A 21523-nucleotide genomic window follows, 5' to 3' on the forward strand; every position below is an offset into this window, starting at 1 on the left:
CCAGCGGCACCCCCAGGGCCCGTCAGATGGGCTCCAGCCGCAGCCCGCTCGCCGCGTCGAAGACATGCAGATGGCGCGCGGGCAGGCGCACATGAAGGCGCTCCGGCACCGGCATCTCGCCGGGAACGCGCACCGAGAGCAGCCGCCCGTCCGGCAGGCGGCCGATGAGGATGGTCTCGGCCCCCAGCGGCTCGGCAAGGTCCACAGTGAGTGGGAGGCCCTCGGCCACCACCTCCACATGCTCCGGCCGGATGCCCAGCGTCAGCGCGCGCCCTTCCCCACCCGCGCGGCGCCCGTCCGCGAAGGCAAGGACATGGCCGCCCTCAAGGCATGCCGCTGATCCATCCCCGGCCAGGGTGGCGGGCAGGAAATTCATGGGCGGCGCGCCGATGAAGCCGGCAACATAGGTATTTGCGGGGCGGTGATAGACCTCCAGCGGCGGCGCCAGTTGCACCGGCTTGCCCTCATGCATCACCAGCAGGCGGTCGCCCAGGGTCATGGCTTCGGTCTGGTCATGGGTCACATAGAGGCTGGTGGTGCCGAGCCGCTTCTGGAGCCGCCGTATCTCCACCCGCATGGCGAGGCGCAGCGTCGCGTCGAGATTGGAGAGCGGCTCGTCGAACAGGAACAGGCGCGGCTCGCGCACGATGGCCCGCCCCATGGCCACGCGCTGGCGCTGCCCGCCGGACAATTGGCGCGGCTTGCGATCGAGCAGCGCGGACAGGCCCAGCAGCTCCGCCGTCGCCGCCACGCGGGCCTGCAGCTCGGCACGGCTGAGGCCCCGGATGCGCAGGCCGTAGGCCATGTTGTCGAACACGCTCATATGCGGATAGAGGGCGTAATTCTGGAACACCATGGCCATGTCCCGCGCGGCGGGGTCGAGGCCGGTAATGTCCCGCCCATCCAGCAGAACCCGCCCCGCCCCCCCCGCCTCCAGCCCCGCCACGAGGCGCAGCAAGGTGGACTTGCCGCAGCCCGAGGCCCCCACGATCACCAGCATCTCCCCCGGCTCCACCGTCAGGTCGATGCCTGCCAGCACGCGGGTGCGGCCGAAATCCTTGGCGAGGCCGGACAGCTCCAGGCGCGCGCTCATGCCCCGCCCTCCGACAGGCCCTTCACGAACCAGCGCTGCATGGCCAGAACCACCAGGACCGGCGGCACCATGGCCAGCATGGCGGTGGCCATGACACGGTTCCAATAGGTCTGCCCCTCAATGCCGATCATCCGCACGATCCCCACCATGATGGTCTGGAGGCCGGGATCGGTGACCGCGATCAACGGCCACAGATACTGGTTCCACCCATAGACGAACAGGATGACGAACAAAGCCGCCGTGTTGGGCGCGGACAAGGGAATGGCCATGTCGCGCAGGAAGCGCAGCGGGCCGGCCCCGTCCATGCGCGCCGCCTCCACCAGTTCGTCCGGCAGGAGCAGGAAGGTCTGGCGGTAGAGGAGCGTCGCCGTGGCGGAGGCCACCAGCGGCAGGACCAGCCCGCCGAACGTGTTGATGAGGCCGAAATCCGCCACCACCTCGAAAGTGGGGATGATGCGCACCTCCACCGGCAGCATAAGGGTGAGGAAGATGAGCCAGAAGCCCGCCATGCGCAGCGGAAAGCGGAAGAAGGCCACCGCATAGGCCGCCAGCAGCGAGACCACGAGCTTGCCCGCCGCGATGCCCAGCGCCATGGCGAAGCTGACCCCCAGCATGCGCCACACCGCGCCGTGCTGCGCGCCCTCCCCCGTGCCTGCGAGCACCTGGGGATAGATGGCGAGCCCTTCCAGGCGCGGGAGGAGGCTCAGTTCCCCCCGGCTGATGGCCGCAGCCTCCTGGGTGGAAGCGGCAAAGACCAGCCAGACCGGAAACAGGAACAGGAGCACGCCCAGCGCAAGGACGAGATGGGTGAGGACGCGGCCGGTGCTCATGATGCGTCGCCCCGTCGCCGCATGAGCCGGGCCTGGAGGAGGATGAGACCCATGGTGCCCGCCATCAGCACCACCGACTGGGCGGAGGAGGCGCCGAGGTCCAGATTGACCACCCCGTCGCGATAGACCTTCACCATGAGGGTCTGCGTCGCCTGGCCCGGCCCGCCCTGGGTCAGGGCCTCGATGGTGCCGAAGGTCTCGAAGGCGGAATAGGCGATGTTCACGGTCAGCAGGAAGCCGATGGTGGGCGCCAGCAGCGGGAACAGGATGGTCGCGAAGCGCCGGACCGGCCCCGCCCCGTCCATGCGCGCCGCCTCCACCACGTTGGCGGGGATGGCCTGCAGCCCGGCCAGGAAGAAGATGAAATTGTAGCTCACCTGCTTCCAGGCCGAGGCGAGGATGACGAGGAGCATGGCCTGGGTATCGTCCAGGCGATAATTCCACGCGATGCCCAGGGCCTCCAAGGCGGGCGTCAGCCAGCCGATCTGCGGATGCAGCATCAGCAGCCAGACGGCGGCGGAGACCACGGGCGCCACCGCATAGGGCCAGATGAGCGCCGTGCGATAGAAGACCCGCCCGCGCACCACACCGTCCGCGCACAAAGCCAGGAGCAGGGCCGCACCCATGGAGAGCAGGCTCACCGCCGCGCAGAACACCAGCGTGCGCCACACCGCCGCCAGATAGAGGGGATCGGCCAGCAGATCGGCGAAATTCTCCAGCCCCACGAAGGTGGTGGAGATGCCGAACGGATCGGAGCGCTGGACCGAGGCGGTGAGCGCGCCGAAGGCGGGCCACAGGAAGAAGACGGCGGTGAGCAGCAATTGCGGCGCCAGAAGCAGCACCGGAAGGGCGGTTCCCGGAAAGACGGTGCGCCGTTCGCTCATCTCACTCCCGGCGGCTCATCCGCGCATGGACCTCTCAAAGTCCCGCAACACCTTGTTGCCCCGCGCCACCGCGGAATCAAGGGCGGTCTGCGCGCTCTGCCGGCCCTGGAGCGCCGCTTCAAGCTCTTCTTCCAGGATGGTGCGGATTTCCGGCAGGCGGCCGAGCCGCAGACCCTTGGAATTCACCGTCACCGTGCCGCGCTTCAATTGCTGAACCGGGATCTCGGCATCGGGGTTGCGGGCATAGAAGCCTTCCGCCTTCAGCACGTCGCCGCCGCCATGGGTCACGGGCACATAGCCGGTCGCCTCCGCCCAGCGGGCATCGGTCTTCGGCTCGGCGAGAAAGCGCAGAAAGGCGGCAGCGGCGGCATATTCGGCGGGGGTGCGGCTCGGCGCGGTCATGGCCCAGAGGCTGGCACCGCCGATGATGGAATTATTTGGCGCGGCCTTCACCTGCGGGTCATAGGGCAGCAGGACCGCCTTGAAGGGGAATTTGGCGTCGCGCACGAAGCCCGCCCGGGCGCCGGACGAGTTGAAGGACATGCCGCAATCGCCTGCCGGGAACACCTGATCGCCGCTCGCGCCGCGCCCCGCATAGACGAAGGTGCCGTCCTTCGCCATGTCCAGCAGGCGCTGGATCTGCTTCACGTAAGGGGGCGTGTTGAACACCAGCTCCGCGTCCAGCCCCTCGAAGCCGTTGGCCTTGGTGGCATAAGGCAGATCGTGGATGGCGCCGTAATTCTCCATCAGGATCCAGCTCGGCCACGCCGTGCTCACCGGCACCTTCGCGCCCGCCTTGGCCTTCAGCGCCGTGCCCGCGGCCACCACCTCTTCCCAGGTGGCGGGTGGCTTCGACGGATCGAGCCCCGCGCGCTCGAACAGCGTCGCATTGATCCAGGTGACCGGGGTGGAGGAATTGAACGGGGTGGAGGCCATGCGCCCGTCCGGCAGGCTGTAATAGCCGCGCACCGCCTCCACATAGACGGCGGGATCGATGGGATGGCCGCTCTCCTCCGCCAACTGCCAAGCCTGGCGCACCGCCGCGCCCGCGCCCAGCATGGAGCCCGTGCCCACTTCGAACACCTGGACCAGATGGGGGGCCTGCCCCGCGCGGAAGGCGGCGACGGCGGCGGTCATGGTCTCGGTGTAATTGCCCTTGAAGATCGGCTCGACACGCACCGCGCCTTGGGCGGCATTGAAGGCCGCGCAGACCTTGTTCACCTCGTCCCCCAGCGCGCCCGACATGGCGTGCCAGATAGTGAGAACGCCAGACCCGCTTTGGGCCCGGGCGGCGGGTAGGCCGAGCGCCCCCGCCGCGGCAAGGGCGGCCGAACCCAACAGGAGATGGCGGCGGTTCATGTCAGGCGTCCTTCCCGGAAAACGTCCCGCTTGTCTCGAAATCGGCTGGAGCATGCGGCGGCTCCATCCTTGCGTCATTCGCTCACAGTTTCATGAAACGATCCATGCTCCCGGTGCCAGGCCCACAGGCGCTCAGCTCACCTCATAGATTTCGTAGCGGTCCCGTCCCCCGTTCTTGGCACGGTAGAGGGCCTCGTCCGCGCGGCGCAGCATCTCCGCCATGCTCACCTCCTCCGCCCGGCTCACGCAGCACAGGCCGATGCTCACGGTCAGGCACGGCAGGTCCGGGCTGATGCGCGACCAGTCCTCCAGCGCCATGCTGGCGCGGATCTTCTCGGCGATGGCGAGGGAGCCGGGCGCGGGCGTGCTGGGCAGCAGCACGGCGAATTCCTCGCCGCCATAGCGGGCCACGAGATCGCCGGGGCGGTGGACATTGGCGCGCACCAGCCCGGCCACCCGGCGCAGGCACTCGTCGCCGATCACATGCCCATGCAAATCGTTCACCGCCTTGAAGTGATCGACGTCGATGAGCATCAGGCAGATGCCGTGCCGATCACGGGCGGCGCGGCGCCATTCCAGCTCGAACACGGTGTCGAAGCGGCGCCGGTTGGCGACGCCGGTCAGCGCATCCGTGGCGGCCATGGAGGACAGTTCGTCATGGGCGAGCTTCAGCGCCCGCTCCGCCCGCACCCGCTCGGTCACGTCGCGCAGGCTGCACACCATGGCGATGGCGCCCTCGTCCGCCGAGACCTCCGGCAACAGGCCGAGGGAGGCCTCCATCCACACCCATTGGCCGGAGCAGGTGCGCATCTGGCAGGTGAAGGTGGCGTGGCGGCTCTCCGCGCCCACCGTGCCGCGCTCCGGCGTGAAGGCGGTGAGGGCGTCCGCATGGATGAAGTCGGTGAGGGGGGCGCCCGTCAGGTCTTCCGGCGACCAGCCCAGCACGGCCCGCACGGCCGGGGACACGAAGCGGATGGTGAGGTCCGCCGCCATGGCGATGATGACGTCGTTGGAATTCTCGGCCAGCAGGCGATAGCGGTACTCGCCCTCCCGGGCGCGCCGCTCGGCGGCCAGAAGCTCCTGCTGCTGGTGCTTGAGGACCGTGATGTCCGCATGGCTGAAATAGCCGGAGCCGTTGGCGAGCGGCCGCGCGCTGATGCGCCGCCACTGCCCGCCGGGAAGCTCGATCTCGAACGGCCCCAATATGGTGTGCAGGCTGGAGGCACGCTCCGGCGGCCACGCGCTTGCGGGCCCGCCCGTCCCCTCCCACGCATCGCGCACCACTTCCGCAAGGGTGGCGCCGATGACGGAGCGCCCGTCGGGCACGTCATAGAGGGCCCGGAATTCCCGGTTGGCGGCAACGATCTTGTCGTCCTGGTCGATGACGGTGGCGCCGTCCGCGATATGGTCCAGCAGATCGATGGGGAAGGTCTCCCACGAGGCCGCCGCCTCGCTGCCGCCCGTATCCGGCGCAAGGTCCTGCCAGACCCGCAGGCGGCCTCCCGAGGGCGTGGTGAGGGATGTCACACGCAGGCGGCGGCCGCGATGGAGAAAGGTGAAGGGGCGCGACTGCGTGCGGTGCCGGTCCACCGCCTCGTCGATCAAGGTTTCGATCCGCCCCTGCTCAGCGGGAGGAAGCCTTATACTGAAGAAGCGCCTCAGATTTTCCCGATAGGGTTCGCCGGGAGCGATGTCGGCGGCGTGCTCGGGGAAGAAGCGCAGAAAGGCGGCATTCCAGAGGACGGCACGATCTTCGGAATCAAACAGGCAAAACCCGATATCGATCGTATCCAATAAGCGCGCAAAGAACGCATACTGATCTTGCCCGACCACTTTGCACGCTTCCCACCTGCCCAATGCGGCGTCAGAAGAAACCTAAAGGACATCGGAATCAAGGGGAATCGTGCAAGCCGTCACAAACGACTACCAAAAGTTGTAGCCATCCCTCAAAAAGATCCGTTTTGTGACGGTATCCCCAGGGCATCCATATTTTGATACCACTTCAAGACGTGGGCGCCCATGGCCTCCACATCCGCCACCATGGCCGCCCGGGCGCCTTCCGGGTTGCGGTTCTGTATGGCGTCGAGAATGGCGCTGTGCCGCTCCAGGTGATCCTGCATGCGCGGCCCGTCCATGCCGGACACCGAGGCGGTGACCACCGCACCCACGGCACCGCTCATGAGGTCCTGGATCACCCGGTCCAGATTGCGGTTGCCGGCGGCGAGGCTCACAGCGGCATGGAAATCCGCCTCGAAGCGGCGCCACGCCCGCTGCCGGCCGCTGAGCGCACGGCCACCGCCCCCGCTCGCGGCGGGCTCCAGCTTGGTGCGCCACTTGTCCACCATGGTCCGCAGGCGCGTCACGTCCACGTCCGACATGCCATCCACCGCGAGGCGCGCCGTCAGCCCTTCCAGTTCCGCCCGCACCTGGAAGCTCTCGGCCACATCGCGCAGGGACGGCTTGGTGACCACCGCGCTGCGCCGCAGGGGCTGTGACACCAGGCCCTGCGCCTCCAGGCGGGACAGGGCCTCGCGAATGGGCGTGCGGCTGACACCGAATTCCTCAGCCAGGCGCTCCTGCTTCAGGCGCTCACCGGGCAGATAGGAGCCGGACAATATCTTCGCCTTGATCTGATCCGCGATTTCTTCAATGAGCTTGATGGAGTGCCGCACAGCCATGGAAACCTTCGCAATTCATTCCTGGACCCAAAACGCGCCGCGCAGGGCCGGAAGCTGAAATGATCCACCCGGCACGCAGGGCGGCCGGAACCAAAAGGCCGCGTGCGAGAAAAATCGCGGCCAACGCGCAACAGAAAAAAGACGACAACGACATCAAAGTCATAACGGAGGCGGCCCGCTACGATCAAGCAGCAGGGCATGCCAGCGTGCAATCTATCGTAATAATGCGGATGGCGCTCGGCTCAGGCGACCTTCGCGACGCTGTTGGCAAGGGCGACCCGGTTGCGTCCGGTGGTCTTGGCTTCATAGAGGGCGAAGTCCGCGCGCTCGATGACCGCATCCACGTCCGGATCCCCACGGTTCACCAAGGCCACCCCGAAGCTCATGCTTACGCGGATGGCGTGGTCCTCGAACATAACGGGGCTTTCGGCGATGGCGAGGCGGATGCGCTCCGCGAGCGCGACGGTCTCGGCCTCGGTCACGTCCAGCAGCAGCACCACGAACTCCTCGCCGCCGAAGCGCGCCACCCGGTCCTGGAGGCGCAGGGAGGCGGCGATGGTGGCGGCCACGAAGCGGATGACCGCGTCGCCCGCCGCATGTCCATAGGTGTCGTTCACCAATTTGAAGTGATCGATATCGCCCATGAGGATGCCCAGCCGGTCGCTGCTGCGCGTGCCCTGGAGCGCCGTCTCGGCCACCGAGAGGAAGGACCGGCGGTTCATGAGCCCCGTCAGCGGATCGCTGTCGGCGAGCCGGCGCAAAGCGGCGAGGTCCTCCTCGTAGCGCTGCGCATGCTCCTCGAACCGCAACTCGACGCTGCCGAGGCGCCGGATCAGCGCCCGCAGGGAGCCGGAGACCTGGATGACCTCCAGCGAGCCGCGCAGGCGGGGCAGCATGGTCACCTGCGGATTGCGGCCGATCTCGCCCGCCGCCTGGGTCAGCGCCGCCAGCGGGCGCGAGAGGCGCCGCGACACCCAGATGGTCAGGAGCACGCTCACCAGCATCACCACCATGCCGATGGCGAGGATGGTGGCGCCGAGGCGGGTGGGAATCGCGAAGGCCACCGAGGCATCCTGCTGGGCCACCACGATCCATCCCAGGCCCGGATAGTCCCCCTTCCCGTCCGCCACGGCATAAGCCGTGAGGGTATCCTTGCCCCCGCGCTTTTCCTCGAAGGCGCCGGCCTTGGTGCGCGTCATCTGCGCCACCCGCTCGGGGGCAAAGAGCGGGGTGGCCTGGCGCGGCCCCAGCAGCACCGCCCCGTCGCTGCCCAGCACCCAGATCTCCTTGTCCTGCGAGCCCTGGAGGGCACCACGCCGCAGGTCCTCCGCCCAATCGAAGCCGAGATGGGCCCCGAGCACGCCCACAAGCTGGCCGCCCGCATTGCGGATGGGAAAGGCCACGTCCACGAATCGCATGGGCTCGCCCGTGCGGGAGAGACCCAAATGCTTAGCCAGGAGCAGCGCCTCGTGCACATCGCCCACGAAGGGGCCTGCCAGCGCCCCCGTGAACCAGGGCCGCTGCGCCACGGAAACCCCTTCCAGCAGGCTCCCGGTGGCGGCGATCACCGTGCCGTCCGGTGCCGCAAAGCCGATCCAGGCATAGGTAGGAAGCGCGTCGCGCAACTGGTCGAGGGCGATGCGCACGGCGGCCGGGTCGCCGGTCCAGAGGGTGGAGAGCGGGGACATGGTGGCGAGTTGCCGGATGTCCGCATACCGCTCGAACATCTCGTCGTCGAGCTGCGTGGCCACCATCTGTGCCGAAAGCGTGACATCGGTCGTGATCCGCCGGATCATCTCGGTGCGGGACAGACTGGCGGACACGATGGCGAGCGCGGCAATTCCTGCGAGCGACACCAGGGCCATGGCGATGCTCATCTGCCGCGCCACGGACATCCGGTCCTGGATGCGGTGGATGCGGCTTTGGAGGGCCTCAAGCACGATTTCCGAACCTCCTGCGGATCACCCGGCGCACTCTGCCACGAGGCGTGCGCGGCCGTCGCGTGTCAAAGACTGGCCGGACGGGAATTTGCCGGCTAGATGTATTGAGTTCTTGATTATAAGGCATGCATAAGATATGGATCACTGAAATGATTGAACCTCCTCTCGGATTCATGCTCGTTGATGCGGCCCGGCTCTACCGCGCCCGTATCGACCAGGCGTTTGAGCAGGCCGGCCTCGGGATCACGGCGGGCGAGGCGCGGACCCTTGCGCACGTCAATATCAATCCGGGCCTCCGCCAGACTGCCCTGGCGGTGCGGATGAACGTGGAGCCCATGACGCTCGTCGGCTTTCTGGACCGGCTGGAGGCGCAGGGCCTCGTGGTGCGGGACACCGACCCCACGGACCGGCGCGCCAAGATCATCCGGCTGACCGAAGCCGCCGCGCCACTGCTGGAGCGGGTGAATGCCGCGGCGGCCATCGCCCGGGAAGAAGCGCTCAAGGGCCTCGGGGAAACCGAGCGCGACGCTTTCCGGATGGCCCTTACGCTCATCCGAAAAAACCTATGCCAGACGACCAAAGCCGACGCCTGACAAGTCCCATGATGTCCGAGACCCGCACCGCGCTCGTCGGTGCGGCCACCATCGTTCTCGGCCCCATGAGCATGTCGCTCTACACGCCCGCCATGCCGATGCTCACCGAAGCCTTCGGCACCACCCCGGCGGTGATGAAGCTGACGCTCAGCGTCTATTTCGCCGGCTTCGCCTTTTCGCAGCTCGTGTGCGGCCCCCTGTCCGACGCCTTCGGACGGCGGCCGACCGCCATCGGCTTCTTCGCGCTCTATGTGTTCGGCAGCGTGGTGGCCGCCATGTCCACCGAGATCCACTGGCTGATCGCCGGCCGCGCCCTGCAGGGCATCGGCGTCGCCGCGGGCCCCGCCATCGCGCGGGCCATCGTGCGCGATCAGTTCACAGGTCAGTCCTCCTCCCGCATCCTCAACCTCATCGGCTCCATCCAGGCGGTGGGGCCCGCGCTCGCGCCCTCGGTGGGCGGGCTCATTCTCGGCCTCGTGGGCTGGCAGCCGCTCTTCTATGTCATGGTTCTCTGGGGCGTCATGGTGCTCGGCCTGCTCATGTTCGGCGTGCCGGAGACCAATCCGGGTGCCGACCCCGCTCAGGCGCGCCCTCGGCAGATCCTGCGCAATTACGGGCACCTGCTGCGCGATCCCGGCTTCATGCGGGTCAGCCTGCTCATCGGCTTCGGGGTTGGCGGCATCTATACGCTCGCCTCCATCCTGCCCTTCGTGCTCATCGAGAAGGTGCGGATGACGCCCACGGAATTCGGCCTCGGCATGATCTGCCAGACCGGCTCCTTCATTCTGGGCACCATCTTCTCCGCCCGGCTCATGCGCCGCATGGACGCCAACAAGCTCATTCCCATGGGCACGGTGCTCGGACTGGTGGCGGCGGGCCTACTGGCGGTGCTGCCCTTCTTCGCCGAGACCAGTTTCCTGTCGGTGATGATGCCCGTCGCCATCCTGGCCTTCGGCATGTCCATGGTGATCCCGGGCTGCACCACCACCGCCTTGTCGGGCTTTCCCACCATGGCCGGTTCCGCCGCCGCGCTCATGGGCTGCCTCCAGATCGGCGGCGGTTTCACCGGCTCGGCGGTGGCGAGCCTGTTCCCCGATCCGGCCATCGCCCTGTCCGTGGTGGTTCCCGCCATGGGCGTGATCGCGGCGGCGAGCTATGCCCTGCTGCGCCCGCGGCCTGAAAGCCTGATCTCGCCGGACACCGTCGTGGAGATCGACCCGGCGGATGTCGAGATCGCCGCCGACCCCGCGGGCCTCATCGGTGCGGCCGGCGAGGAGATCGAGGCGGGAATGTATCGCAAGTCCGCCTGAGGCCGGACGCGGCCCGTCCATATTTTAGAAAAATTCTAATAAACTATGTGATCTACGGCACCCGCTACCCGTACAAGCCTGAAGCAAGGTTCGCCACCTAATCGAACCTACACAGCTTCTTTGGCAACATTTGATACGGGATCGGCCGACATGTTCGAGTTCCGGCGGGGATCAGACGCGACCCAGACCCTTGAGGCTCTCCATCGCTCTCTCGCGATCATCGAGTTCACGCCAGGAGGCCAGATTGTCGATGCCAACGAGAATTTCCTGAAGGTCGTCGGCTACAGCCTCGACGAGGTGCGCGGGCAGCATCACCGCATCTTCGTTGACCCCGCCCACCATTCCGACCCGGAATACCTTTCCCTGTGGCGGGATCTGGCGGCGGGCACGCCCCATGTGGCCACCTTCAAGCGCTTCGCCAAGGGCGGCCGACCCGTCTGGCTGCAGGCCACCTACAGCCCCATCAAGGATGGCAGCGGGCGCGTCTACAAGGTGGTCAAATTCGCATCCGACATCACCGGGGACGTGCTCCGCAGCGCCGAAACCGGGGGTATGGTGGATGCCATCTCCAAGTCCCAGGCGGTCATTCACTTCACCCTGGACGGCCTCATCACGGACGCGAACCAGACTTTCCTCGCCGCCACCGGCTATGCGCTGGATGAGATCAAGGGCCGCCACCACAGCGTGTTTCTCGACCCTGCCGAGAATGACCCGAAAGCCTACCAGGCCTTCTGGGCGGCTCTCAACCGGGGTGAGTATCAGGCGGGGGAGTTCCGGCGGATCGGCAAGGGCGGTCGCGAAATCTGGCTCCAGGCCATCTATACCCCCATCACCGACGACAGCGGGGAGACGTTCAAGGTGGTGAAGTTCGCCACCGATGTCACCGCCGTCGTCGGGCGGCGCCAGCGTCGGGCGGAGGCCCACAGGCGCATCGACGCGGACCTTCAGGCCATCGCACGGGATCTTAGCGAGACCACGCTTCAAGCGGCATCCGCCTCCGCCGCAGCGGACCAGACGGCCGGAAATGTCCAGTCGGTCGCCGCCGGCGCGGAACAGCTGGCTGCCTCCGTGGACGAAATCAGCCGTCAGGTGCGCCAATCCAGCACCGTCGCGCGCAATGCCGTGGCGGATGGCGAGCGCACCAACGCGATCGTGAACGAACTGATCGCCGCCGCCCAGAAGATCGGCGCGGTGGTGGAACTGATCACCTCCATCGCCGGACAGACCAATCTTCTGGCGCTCAACGCCACCATCGAGGCCGCCCGCGCCGGAGAGGCCGGGCGCGGTTTCTCCGTGGTGGCCACCGAGGTGAAGAGCCTCGCGGGGCAGACCGCCAAGGCCACCAGCGATATCTCGGCCCAGGTCCAGGCCGTGCAGCAGGCGGCCGAGCAGGCGGCAAAGGCTCTTGGCTCCATCAGCGGTCATGTGTCGGAACTGGACAAGATCTCCACCATCATCGCCTCCGCCGTGGAGGAACAGGCGGCGGTGACGCGCGAAGTGGCGGGCAACATGCAGGTCGCCGCGGGCGGGGTGGAGAGCGTCAAGCAGAGCGTGGCGGCCATCGCCAATTCCGCCAATCAGGTGCAGGCCTCCACGCAGAGCGTGCGGGAGGCATCGGCCGCCGTCACATAGCGACACCGGCTGCGACCAAGCGCCGCCGGCTACACATTAACGAAAAGTCATCTGATAGGCGTTCGTTGCAGCGCAGCGCTCGGTTATAGAATGCTCCCAGCCCGTCTTGGAACGAGTTCTGGAACGCCGCCTGATGACCCCGACCTCCGACGCCGCCCTGGCCCACGCCGCCCTGGCCCACGCAGCCTCGGCACACGCCACGCCAGCGCATGCCGCCGCGCCCCCCGCGTCGCGCGACCTGACCCGTCGCGCCTTTGAGCGGCTTGCGACCTATATGAATGCCTGCATCGTCGGGCAGTCCGATTTCGTGGACCTTCTGCTGCTGGCCGTGCTCGCGGATGGGCATCTGCTGGTGGAAGGCGCGCCCGGCCTTGCCAAGACCAAGGCCATCAAGGCGCTGTCCCGCGCCATCCAGTGCGACGAGCAGCGCATCCAGTTCACGCCGGACCTGCTGCCGTCCGACCTCACCGGCACCGACATCTACCGGCCCGAGGACGGCAGCTTCCGCTTCCAGCGCGGCCCGGTGTTCCACAATTTCATCCTGGCGGACGAGATCAACCGCGCACCGGCCAAGGTGCAGGCGGCGCTGCTGGAGGCCATGGCCGAGCGGCAGGTGACGGTGGGCGGCAAGACCCATCCCCTGCCCGACCTGTTCCTCGTCATGGCCACCCAGAACCCCATCGAGCAGGAAGGCACCTATCCCCTGCCCGAGGCGCAGCTCGACCGGTTCCTGCTGCATGTGAAGATCGACTATCCCGACCTTGCCGCCGAGCGGCAGATCCTGCGCCTGGTGCGCGGCGAGGCCATGGGCGAGCCGGCCGGTTTCTCCGAGCGCGTGTCCCAGGCGGTGATCTTCGCCGCGCGGCGCGAGGCGCTCGCCACCTATATGTCGGACGCGGTGGAGGAATATATCCTCCAGCTCGTGGCCGCGACCCGCGCGCCCCAGCGCTATGGGCGCGACCTGGAGGGGCTGGTCTCCTTCGGGGCCTCCCCGCGCGGCACCATCGCGCTCGACCGCACCGCCCGCGCCCTCGCCTGGCTGCGCGGGCGCGACTATGTGGTGCCGGAGGATGTGCAGGCCATCATCAAACCGGTCCTGCGGCACCGCATCCTCATGACCTTCGAGGGTCAGGCGGACGGCGTGACCTCCGACCGCTTCATCGATGCGCTGCTCGCCCGCGTGCCGGTGAGCTGAGACGGCGCGGAAGAGGCTCGCCATGGCCGCATTGCCGGACGATGAATGGGAAGGCGTGGTCGCGCGGTTCGCGGACCTCGCCGCCGCGCGCCCGCATCCCGGCGGCAAGGGCGTGCGCGCGCCGAAGGCCCGCAGCCAGATGCTGGGCGGCCACCGTTCGGCGGCGCGCGGGCGCGGCATGGAGTTCGACGAGGTCCGCGCCTACCAGCCGGGCGACGATGTGCGCACCATCGACTGGCGCGTGACGGCGCGCACCGGGCGCCCGCACACCAAGCTGTTCCAGGAAGAGCGCGAACGGCCGGTCCTGATCCTCATCGACCTGCGCAGCCATATGCGCTTCGGCACCCGTGTCAGCTTCAAGTCGGTTCTGGCCGCGCGGGCCGCCGCCATGGCCTGCTGGATGTCGCTGGACGCCGGCGACCGGGTGGGCGGCGTCATCCTCACCCCCTTCGCCATCACCTCCTTCCGCCCCCAGCGCAGCCGCGCCCAGGTCCTCGGCTTCGTGAAGGCGATCGCGGACGCCACCGCCGAGGGCATCGCCGATCCCCCGCCAAAAGCCGAGCCGACCCTGTCGGACGCGCTGGGCAATCTGCGGCAGGTGAGCCGCCCGGGCACGCAGGCCTTCGTGCTGAGCGACTTCCATGATTTCGATGAGGCCGCCTTGCGGGAGCTGGGCCGCATCTCGCTCCATTGCCAGGTGGCCAACATCCTGGTGTTCGACCGGCTGGAAGCCGAGATGCCCGAGCGCGGGCGGTTTCGCGTGAGTGACGGGCGCGCGGTCGGCTTCCTGGACGCGGACGGCACGAAGACCCGCGACGCCTATGCCCAGCGCTTCGTCGAGCGGCAGGAGACACTGGCGGACATGGCCCACAAGCGCGGCATGACCCTGCGCCTGCTGGAGACCGGCACCGATCCGGCGGACCTGTTCTCGCCGCGCGGTAAGTCCCCCGGCTCCAAGGGCGGCGCGCGTCTGGAGGCGGCCGAATGACCCCCGCCGGAACGCCCGATCCGCTGGAGGGCCTGCGCGACATCCGCCTTCCGGATGCCGTCTCCTTCTGGCCCCCGGCGCCGGGCTGGTGGATGCTGGCGGGCATCATCCTGCTGCTCGCCATCGTGGCGGCGGCCGTGGAATATCGCCGCCGCCAGACGCTGTCCTATCGTGTCTCCCGGCAATGGCGGGCCTTGTCGGCGGACACGGCCACCCTGCCGGACAGCCGCGCGCTTGCCGCGGCAGGGGCCCTGCTCATGCGGCGCGTCCTGCTCTCCCGCATGGACAAGGCGGCAGCGGCCGCCCTCACCGGCCCGGCGTGGCAGGAGGTTCTGGAGGACGGCAAGAACGCCTTGCCGCCGGACATGGCCGCCTTTCTCGCCACCGCGCCCTATCTGCCGCCCGGCGCACCGGGCGCGGACGGCGTGGACCGGGGGGAACTCACCGCCGCCGTGGGCCGCTGGATCCGGGGCAACGCATGATCGAGTTCCAGTGGCTCTGGGCCTTCGCCCTCCTCCCCCTTCCCCTCTTGGTGCGCTGGCTGGTGCCCGCCGCGCGCACGCCGCGCGCCGGGGCGCTGCGCGTGCCCTTCTTCGGCGAGATGCAGGCCTCCGGCTTCCTCACCATCGGAAACAGGCGGGGCCGCCTGTTTCGGCTGCTGGTGCTGACGTTGATCTGGCTGCTGCTGGTGTGCGCAGCGGCGCGCCCGGCTTATGTGGGCCGCCCGGTGCCGCTGCCCGTGGAAGGGCGCGACATGATGCTGGCGGTGGACCTCTCCGGCTCCATGGCGCGCAAGGACTTCGCGCAGGACGGCCAGCCCACGGACCGTTTGTCCGTGGTGAAGGCGGTGGCGGACGCCTTCATCGCCAGCCGCCAGGGCGACCGGGTGGGCCTGATCCTGTTCTCCAGCCGCGCCTATGTGCAGGCACCCCTCACCTTCGACCGCAACGTGGTGCGCAACCTGCTCGGCTCCTCCTCCATCGGCCTCACCGGCCAGGAGACCGCCATCGGCGACGCCATCGGGCTGGCGGTGAAGATCCTCCGTGAGCGTCCGGCCGAGCAGCGCGTGCTGGTTCTGCTCACCGACGGCGCCAATACGGCGGGCGTGCTGGAGCCGCTGGCGGCGGCGGAAGCCGCCCAGCAGGAGCATGTGAAGATCTACACCATCGGCGTGGGCGCGGACCGCCTCGCCAGCGGCCAGCGCGTCGTCAATCCGTCCGCCGACCTCGACGAGGGCACGCTCGCCAAGATCGCGGAAATGACCGGCGGACGCTATTTCCGCGCCCGCGACACGGCGGGGCTGGCGCGCATCTATGCGGACATCAACCGCATGGAGCCGAGCGCCGGGGAGCCGCGCTATCTCAGCCCCACCGTTTCCCTGTTCCAGTGGCCGCTCGGCGCATCGCTCGTCCTCGCCTTGGTGTTCGGCATCGGGCAGGCCCTGCCGCGCTTCAGCCGTGGCGCGCGGCCCGTGCAGGGCGCTGCCGGTGAGGGAGCGCGCCCGTGATCCCCGCCGACTTCCATTTCCTGCGGCCCGAATGGCTGCTGGCCATCCTGCCCGGCCTCGCCTTGGCGCTGCTTCTGGCACGCCGCATGGGACGGGGACAGGACGACTGGCGCGGACGGGTGGACGCGCATCTGCTGCGCCACCTGGCGGTGCGCGAGCGCGCTGGCAGCCGCCGCTGGCCCGCCTGGGTACTTCTGCTCGGCTGGACGCTGGCGGCGCTGGCGGCGGCGGGGCCTGCCTGGGAGAAGGTGGCGGTGCCCGCTCTGGACCGGATCGACCCCACCGTGGTGGTGCTGAGCCTTGCCCAGTCCATGAACGCCACGGACCAGAATCCCAGCCGCATGGTGGCAGCGCGGCACAAGGTGGAAGACATCCTGCGGCGCATCAAGGGCGGGCAAGTTGGCCTCGTCATCTATGCGGGCGCGTCCTTCGTCGCCGCGCCCCTCACGGAAGACGGGCGGGTGATCGCCCAGATGCTGCCGGAGATCGCCACCGACCTGATGCCGGTTCTGAGTGACCGGCCGGACCTGGGCCTGCAGGAGGCGACACAGCTTCTGAAGAATATCGGCGCCCCCACCGGGCGCATCGTGCTCGTGACCGATGGAGCGGGCGACGTGCCGGACCGCACGGTCGCCGCCGCGCGCCTCGCCGCGCAGGAGGGCTATACGGTTCAGGTGATCGGGGTGGGCGGCAGCAAGCCGGTTCCGCTGCTGGACTTCCAGGGCCAGCCCATACGCGGGCGTGACGGCGTGGCGCGCACCACCCGCCTCGATGCCGGGCGCCTGGAAGAGGTGGCCGCAACGGGCGGGGGACGCTTCGTACCCCTCTCCACCGATGCCTCGGACCTGGACACGGTACTGGCGCACACCGCCGGCGGCCCGCAATCGGCGTTCCAGAATAACGGCCTCACGGCCGATGAATGGGTGGATCTCGGTCCCTATCTGGTGTTGGCGGTGGCGGTGCTCGCCTCCCTCGCCTTCCGCCGGGGCTGGCTCGCGGCCTTGCCTCTCGCTCTCCTGCTGGGCGGGCTCGGCACGCCTTCGGCGGCGCGGGCGCAGCAGGCGCAGTCTCAAGAGATGCCCGCCGACCCGGCCTCCGGCCTTGCCTGGCGCGAGTTGTGGCAGACGCCGGACCAGCGCGGCGCCGACAGCTTCCGGGACGGCGACTATGCTGGCGCCGCCACCACCTTCGAGAACCCCGCCTGGAAGGCGAGCGCGCTCTATAAAGGCGGCGATTACCAGAAGGCGGCGACTGCCTATGGCGGCATAGCGGGCGACCACTACAATCGCGGCAACGCGCTGGCCCGCGCCGGGCAGTTGCGCGAGGCGGTGGCGGCCTATGACGAGGCGCTGAAGATCAATCCCAAGGACGAAGACGCCGCGTTCAATCGCGAGATCGTCCTGAAGGCATTGGAACAGCAGCAGCAGCAGCAGCAGCAGCAGCAGCAGCAGCAGCAGAACCAAAACCAGGACAAGAACCAGAACCAGCAAAATCAGCAGAAGCCGGACCAGGGGCAGCAGAAACCCGACCAGGGCAAGCCTGACGACAAGCCCAAGGACCCGCAAAAGCAGGATCAGCAGAAGCAGCCTGACCCGGCGTCTTCCGGCGACAAGCCGCAGGAGCAGAAGCCCCAGGACCAGAAGCCCCAGGACCAGAAGCCTCAGGACCAGAAGCCGCAGGATCAGAAGGGACAGAATCCGCAGCCGCAGGCGCCCAAACCTGATCCGGCCAAGCCTGACCCGGCCAAGCCTGACCCGGCCAAGCCTGATCCCGCGAAACAGGAGCAGGCCAAGCCCGAGCCCGCAAAGCCCGAGCCTGCCAAGCAGGAACCGGCCCAGCCTGCGCCGCCCCCGCAGCAGGCGAAGCCCGAGGCGCCGAAGGACGAGCCCCCACCGCCGGACGGCATGGCGGTCCGCCCCATGACCGAGCAGGACCAGAACCGCGAGCAGACGCTGCGCATGGTGCCGGACGACCCGACCGGGCTGCTGCGCGCACGCATCCGCAGCTATTATAGCGGCACCGTGGTTCCCACCGTGGAGGACCCGCGATGATCCGGACCGTGCGCGCGCTCCTGTTCCTGCTGGTTCTGCTGGCGGCTCCGGCCGCGATGTTGCTGGCCGCCCCTGCGGCATGGGCGGCAACCCTCACCGCCACCGTGGACCGCACGCAGGTGGAGATGGGCGAAACCCTCACTCTGGTGCTCTCCCTGGCGGGCGGCGACAGCACCAGCCCGCCCGACCTCACGGGCCTCGCCGCCGATTTCAACATCGTGGACCGCCGCCGCGGCAGCCGGCCGGTGACGGTGGACGGCCGGCGCACCGTGGTGAACGACTGGGTGCTCACCCTGGCGCCCCGGCGCACCGGCGCCCTCACCATTCCCGCCATCAATATCAGCGGCGCGAGTTCCGAGCCGATCCGCATCCAGGCGAGCGCCCCGGCCCCTGCGCCCGCCGCCGCAAAGGGCGAGACCAAGCCGCTCTTCGTGGAGGTGGAGGTGGCGCCCGGCGCTGTCTATGCGCAGGGCGAAATTCCCGTCCATGTGCGCATCTTTGACAGCCTGGGCATGCGCAGCGGCTCCATCAGCCAGATCCGCGCGGACGGGGCGAGCTTCCGCGAGGACGGGCAGCAGGACAGCTATCTGAAGACCATCGGCAAGACGCGCTACCGCGTGGTCGAGCAGACCTATGTGATGACGCCCCAGCGCAGCGGCACCATCGAGATCGAGCCGGTGTCGCTGAAGGCCAACATCCCGGTTCCCGTGGATGCGCCCATGCCGTCCGAGATGGCGCGCCTGCTGGGCCGGGGCAATGTGCCCATGCCGTGGCTCGACGGCGGCCTGACGCGCGGGCAGGACGTCACGCTCCATTCCGCCCCCATAAAGGTGGAGGTGCTGGCGCGCCCCGCTTCGGCCCAGGGCTGGTTCCTCCCCGCCCGCAGCGTCGCCATCACCGAACAGTGGTCGCCCGCTTTGTCCAGGGCGAAGGTGGGCGAGACCCTGACCCGCGTCATCACCGTGGACGCGGTGGGCGCGAGCCCCAACCAATTGCCGCCCCTCACCATCCCGGACGTGCCGGGCGTGCGGCAATATCAGGAAGACAGCCGCACCGAGACCAACATGATCGCGGGCGAGCCCGGCGCCACGCTGCTCAAGACCATCTCGGTGGTGCCCACTCAGGCGGGCACCGTCACCCTGCCCGCCATCACCATCGGCTGGTGGAACACGGTCAAGAAGGCGCAGGATTCCACCACCCTGCCGGCCGTGACCTTCACCGTCGCCGCCGCGCCCTCCGCCGCCCCGGCACCGAGCGCGACGCCGCAGGCCGCCCAGACCATCTCCGCCCCCTCCGCCGGCGAGCAAACCCCTCAGACGCCCCTCGCCCCGCCCCCGTCAGACGGCACGGCGGCAATGGCGGCCGGGCTCGCCGCCAGGGCGGCCGCGCTGATCACACAGAGCCTCGGCACGGCGCGCGGGCTCCTGGCGGCCCACGGTCCCTGGATGGCTGGCGTCGTGGTCGCGGCGCTTGTGGGGATTGTCCTCATCCTCCTTTGGCGGCGCCACGGGCGCGCCACAGGTCGCCGGGCGCCCCGGCCCGCCTTCGGCCGCCTTGGCGCCGTCACCGCGGAAGCCGCGGCCCGCAACCTCGCGGCGGCCTGCAAGGCCAACGATCCCCACAGGGCGCATGCCGCCTATCTCGCCTGGCGGCGCGCGGCGCCGTCCAACGGCGCCCGGCGGATCGGCATCGGGCCCTCCGATGACGCGCCCGCCCTGGTCGCTGCCGTCGCGGAGTTGCAGGCCCATCTCTACGGCGCCCCCGCCGCCCCCTGGCGTGGCGCGCATTTCCTCGCGGCCTGGAAGGCGGCGCAGAAGCAGGCGGCGCGCAGCGATAAGGCTGCTCCTGGTGCGCGGCTCGCGCCGCTTTATCCCGAAGGCTGAGGCGGCCTTTACAGGGCGCAGTTCGGCGGCGGCGCTCCTCGCGACGCCGCGTTCAAGCCGCGTTGAGCGCCTCTCGTCTTCACGCATCCACTGAATTTGTATCTCCCGGCGCGCCCGCGCGACCGGGGCCGGGGGCGGGACCGAAAAACAGCGCCGGCGACGCGACGCCTTGTTTCACAATGCGTTCCTCCCCCTAAGGAACATGACTTAGGGATACAAGCGCGTGCGCCGAGGCACCCCATTAGCCGATTTAATGACATCGATCATAAATGATCATTTGGCGAGGGGGAGAGCCAAACCTAATCCTACCGCAACAGAAATGCTTCGACATCTTGTGCAGAGCAGCATTTTTCGCGACTGCGAAATAAATCGACCCGTGCACGCAAAAGTCGAAAAATAAAAATAAACTCGGGAGGACAATTTGATGCGATCAGTACTTCGATCTTCCTTGGCGGCTGGCCTCGTCGGCGCCTGTGTCGCGGCACTTTCGGCAGCGCCTGCCGCAGCGGAAACCTTCCGCCTGCGCATCGCCTCCGGTCATCCAGCGGTGAACACCTACGTCAATCTCATGCAGACCTTCTTCGTGCCGGAGGTGACCAAGCGCGTCGCGGAACGCACCTCGCACAAGATCGAGTTCGTGGAGGGCTATGGCGGCTCCATGGTGAAGGTGGCCGATACGCTGGAAGCGGTGCAGTCGGGCATTGTCGATATCGGCGGCTATTGCTTCTGCTTCGAGCCGTCCAACCTGCCCATGCAGGCCTTCCAGGTCATGCTGCCCTTCTCGTCCATGAGCTCGGTGACCAGCGTGAAGGTCGCCCGCGAAGTGTACGACAAGGTGCCGTACATGACCGAAGTGTTCGAGAAGAAGTTCAACCAGAAGCTCATCGCCCTCATCTCGGACAACGGCTACAACCTCACCACCACCTTCGACTGGAACGTGGTGTCGGACCTGAAGGGCCGCAAGCTCGCGGGCGCGGGCCTCAACCTGAAGTGGCTGGAATATGCCGGCGCCATCCCGGTCCAGTCCTCGCTGCCGGACGCCTACACCGCCATGCAGACCGGCGTCTATAACGGCTGGATCATGTTCCCGTCGGGCGTCGTGAACTTCAAGCTGTTCGAAGTCTCGCCCTACTATACCGAAGTCGGCTTCGGCGCCATTTCCTGGCACGGCCTGACCATCAACAAGGCCCGCTACGAGAAGCTGCCGAAGGACGTGCAGGCCATCATCGTGGAAGTGGCCCGCGAGTTCGAGGCCAAGACCGGCACGGTCAATGACGAGAACTATCCCAAGCAGATCGCGCAGCTGAAAGAGCTGGGCGCGAAGGTGAAGACCGCCGTGCCGGACAGCGTGCGCATCGAATGGGCGACCTCCCTGAAGGACTGGCCCAAGGAGAAGGCCACGGAGCTGGACAAGGCCGGCCTGCCGGCCACCGAGGTTCTGAGCCTCGCCATGGAGCTGTACGAGAAGGCCGGCCACAAATGGCCCGTGCGCTACCAGGTCAAGTGACGCGACCGCGCGCTTGAAGCCTCGCCGGGCGGTGCTCCGCCCGGCCCTTCCCGTTCCCGATCCCGTTCCCGCC

The 21523-nt window shown here is 68.3% G+C and carries 17 protein-coding genes; 10 read left to right on the plus strand and 7 right to left on the minus strand.

Features of this window, described 5'->3' with window-relative positions:
- Positions 1-22: 22 nt before the first annotated feature.
- From EJJ38_RS15640 to EJJ38_RS15670, 7 genes are all read right to left on the minus strand, one after another.
- Positions 23-1093, minus strand: coding sequence for an ABC transporter ATP-binding protein (locus EJJ38_RS15640; RefSeq protein ID WP_127091040.1), 1071 nt, complete (start codon positions 1091-1093; stop codon positions 23-25).
- Positions 1090-1923, minus strand: a complete 834-nt coding sequence (gene ugpE / locus EJJ38_RS15645) for a sn-glycerol-3-phosphate ABC transporter permease UgpE (protein WP_127091041.1) — start codon at positions 1921-1923, stop codon at positions 1090-1092. The genes EJJ38_RS15640 and ugpE overlap by 4 nt, the downstream gene beginning before the upstream one ends.
- Positions 1920-2807, minus strand: a complete 888-nt coding sequence (locus EJJ38_RS15650) for an ABC transporter permease subunit (protein ID WP_127091042.1) — start codon at positions 2805-2807, stop codon at positions 1920-1922. Before EJJ38_RS15650 ends, ugpE begins: the two co-directional genes overlap by 4 nt.
- A gap of 15 nt (positions 2808-2822) precedes the next feature.
- A complete protein-coding gene (gene ugpB / locus EJJ38_RS15655) occupies positions 2823-4166 on the minus strand; it encodes a sn-glycerol-3-phosphate ABC transporter substrate-binding protein UgpB (RefSeq protein ID WP_127091043.1) in 1344 nt (447 codons plus the stop codon).
- A 132-nt stretch (positions 4167-4298) separates the two neighbouring features.
- Positions 4299-5999: a diguanylate cyclase gene (locus tag EJJ38_RS15660; protein WP_245454273.1), complete on the minus strand. Its 1701-nt coding sequence runs from the start codon at positions 5997-5999 to the stop codon at positions 4299-4301.
- Between the two features lie 113 nt (positions 6000-6112).
- A complete protein-coding gene (locus EJJ38_RS15665; protein WP_127091045.1) occupies positions 6113-6844 on the minus strand; it encodes a GntR family transcriptional regulator in 732 nt (243 codons plus the stop codon).
- Positions 6845-7086: 242 nt separating this feature from the next.
- Positions 7087-8784 carry a sensor domain-containing diguanylate cyclase gene (locus tag EJJ38_RS15670; protein WP_127091046.1) on the minus strand — a complete coding sequence of 566 codons (1698 nt, stop codon included), beginning with the start codon at positions 8782-8784 and terminating at the stop codon, positions 7087-7089.
- Between the two features lie 173 nt (positions 8785-8957).
- Here EJJ38_RS15670 and EJJ38_RS15675 point away from each other — a divergent pair, with 173 nt between their 5' ends.
- From EJJ38_RS15675 to EJJ38_RS15720, 10 genes are all read left to right on the plus strand, one after another.
- Positions 8958-9377 (plus strand): MarR family winged helix-turn-helix transcriptional regulator, encoded by a 420-nt coding sequence (locus EJJ38_RS15675; RefSeq protein WP_245454274.1) that lies wholly within the window; start codon positions 8958-8960, stop codon positions 9375-9377.
- Between the two features lie 8 nt (positions 9378-9385).
- On the plus strand, positions 9386-10687 hold the full coding sequence (locus EJJ38_RS15680) for a multidrug effflux MFS transporter (protein WP_245454275.1): 1302 nt from the start codon (positions 9386-9388) through the stop codon (positions 10685-10687).
- A 150-nt stretch (positions 10688-10837) separates the two neighbouring features.
- Positions 10838-12319, plus strand: coding sequence for a methyl-accepting chemotaxis protein (locus tag EJJ38_RS15685; protein ID WP_127091049.1), 1482 nt, complete (start codon positions 10838-10840; stop codon positions 12317-12319).
- A gap of 274 nt (positions 12320-12593) precedes the next feature.
- Positions 12594-13514 (plus strand): AAA family ATPase, encoded by a 921-nt coding sequence (locus EJJ38_RS15690; protein ID WP_205666191.1) that lies wholly within the window; start codon positions 12594-12596, stop codon positions 13512-13514.
- Positions 13515-13536: 22 nt separating this feature from the next.
- Positions 13537-14502: a DUF58 domain-containing protein gene (locus EJJ38_RS15695; protein ID WP_127091051.1), complete on the plus strand. Its 966-nt coding sequence runs from the start codon at positions 13537-13539 to the stop codon at positions 14500-14502.
- Positions 14499-14984, plus strand: a complete 486-nt coding sequence (locus tag EJJ38_RS15700) for a DUF4381 domain-containing protein (protein WP_127091052.1) — start codon at positions 14499-14501, stop codon at positions 14982-14984. Before EJJ38_RS15695 ends, EJJ38_RS15700 begins: the two co-directional genes overlap by 4 nt.
- Positions 14981-16009 (plus strand): VWA domain-containing protein, encoded by a 1029-nt coding sequence (locus tag EJJ38_RS15705; RefSeq protein ID WP_127091053.1) that lies wholly within the window; start codon positions 14981-14983, stop codon positions 16007-16009. The genes EJJ38_RS15700 and EJJ38_RS15705 overlap by 4 nt, the downstream gene beginning before the upstream one ends.
- A complete protein-coding gene (locus EJJ38_RS15710; RefSeq protein ID WP_127091054.1) occupies positions 16006-18060 on the plus strand; it encodes a VWA domain-containing protein in 2055 nt (684 codons plus the stop codon). Before EJJ38_RS15705 ends, EJJ38_RS15710 begins: the two co-directional genes overlap by 4 nt.
- Positions 18057-19943 carry a BatD family protein gene (locus tag EJJ38_RS15715; protein WP_127091055.1) on the plus strand — a complete coding sequence of 629 codons (1887 nt, stop codon included), beginning with the start codon at positions 18057-18059 and terminating at the stop codon, positions 19941-19943. Before EJJ38_RS15710 ends, EJJ38_RS15715 begins: the two co-directional genes overlap by 4 nt.
- 424 nt (positions 19944-20367) lie before the next feature.
- Positions 20368-21450: a C4-dicarboxylate TRAP transporter substrate-binding protein gene (locus tag EJJ38_RS15720; RefSeq protein WP_127091056.1), complete on the plus strand. Its 1083-nt coding sequence runs from the start codon at positions 20368-20370 to the stop codon at positions 21448-21450.
- Positions 21451-21523: the final 73 nt, after the last annotated feature.

The organism is Aquabacter cavernae, from assembly GCF_003993795.1.
GTDB classification, from domain to species: domain Bacteria; phylum Pseudomonadota; class Alphaproteobacteria; order Rhizobiales; family Xanthobacteraceae; genus Aquabacter; species Aquabacter cavernae.

Coding starts and splice junctions, on each gene's coding strand:
- EJJ38_RS15650 (WP_127091042.1), bottom strand. CDS start 2,807: ATGAGCGAACGGCGCACCGTCTTTCCGGGAACCGCCCTTCCGGTGCTG.
- EJJ38_RS15675 (WP_245454274.1), top strand. CDS start 8,958: ATGCTCGTTGATGCGGCCCGGCTCTACCGCGCCCGTATCGACCAGGCG.
- EJJ38_RS15690 (WP_205666191.1), top strand. CDS start 12,594: ATGAATGCCTGCATCGTCGGGCAGTCCGATTTCGTGGACCTTCTGCTG.
- EJJ38_RS15695 (WP_127091051.1), top strand. CDS start 13,537: ATGGCCGCATTGCCGGACGATGAATGGGAAGGCGTGGTCGCGCGGTTC.
- EJJ38_RS15685 (WP_127091049.1), top strand. CDS start 10,838: ATGTTCGAGTTCCGGCGGGGATCAGACGCGACCCAGACCCTTGAGGCT.
- ugpE (WP_127091041.1), bottom strand. CDS start 1,923: ATGAGCACCGGCCGCGTCCTCACCCATCTCGTCCTTGCGCTGGGCGTG.
- EJJ38_RS15720 (WP_127091056.1), top strand. CDS start 20,368: ATGCGATCAGTACTTCGATCTTCCTTGGCGGCTGGCCTCGTCGGCGCC.
- ugpB (WP_127091043.1), bottom strand. CDS start 4,166: ATGAACCGCCGCCATCTCCTGTTGGGTTCGGCCGCCCTTGCCGCGGCG.
- EJJ38_RS15715 (WP_127091055.1), top strand. CDS start 18,057: ATGATCCGGACCGTGCGCGCGCTCCTGTTCCTGCTGGTTCTGCTGGCG.
- EJJ38_RS15665 (WP_127091045.1), bottom strand. CDS start 6,844: ATGGCTGTGCGGCACTCCATCAAGCTCATTGAAGAAATCGCGGATCAG.
- EJJ38_RS15640 (WP_127091040.1), bottom strand. CDS start 1,093: ATGAGCGCGCGCCTGGAGCTGTCCGGCCTCGCCAAGGATTTCGGCCGC.
- EJJ38_RS15680 (WP_245454275.1), top strand. CDS start 9,386: ATGATGTCCGAGACCCGCACCGCGCTCGTCGGTGCGGCCACCATCGTT.
- EJJ38_RS15700 (WP_127091052.1), top strand. CDS start 14,499: ATGACCCCCGCCGGAACGCCCGATCCGCTGGAGGGCCTGCGCGACATC.
- EJJ38_RS15705 (WP_127091053.1), top strand. CDS start 14,981: ATGATCGAGTTCCAGTGGCTCTGGGCCTTCGCCCTCCTCCCCCTTCCC.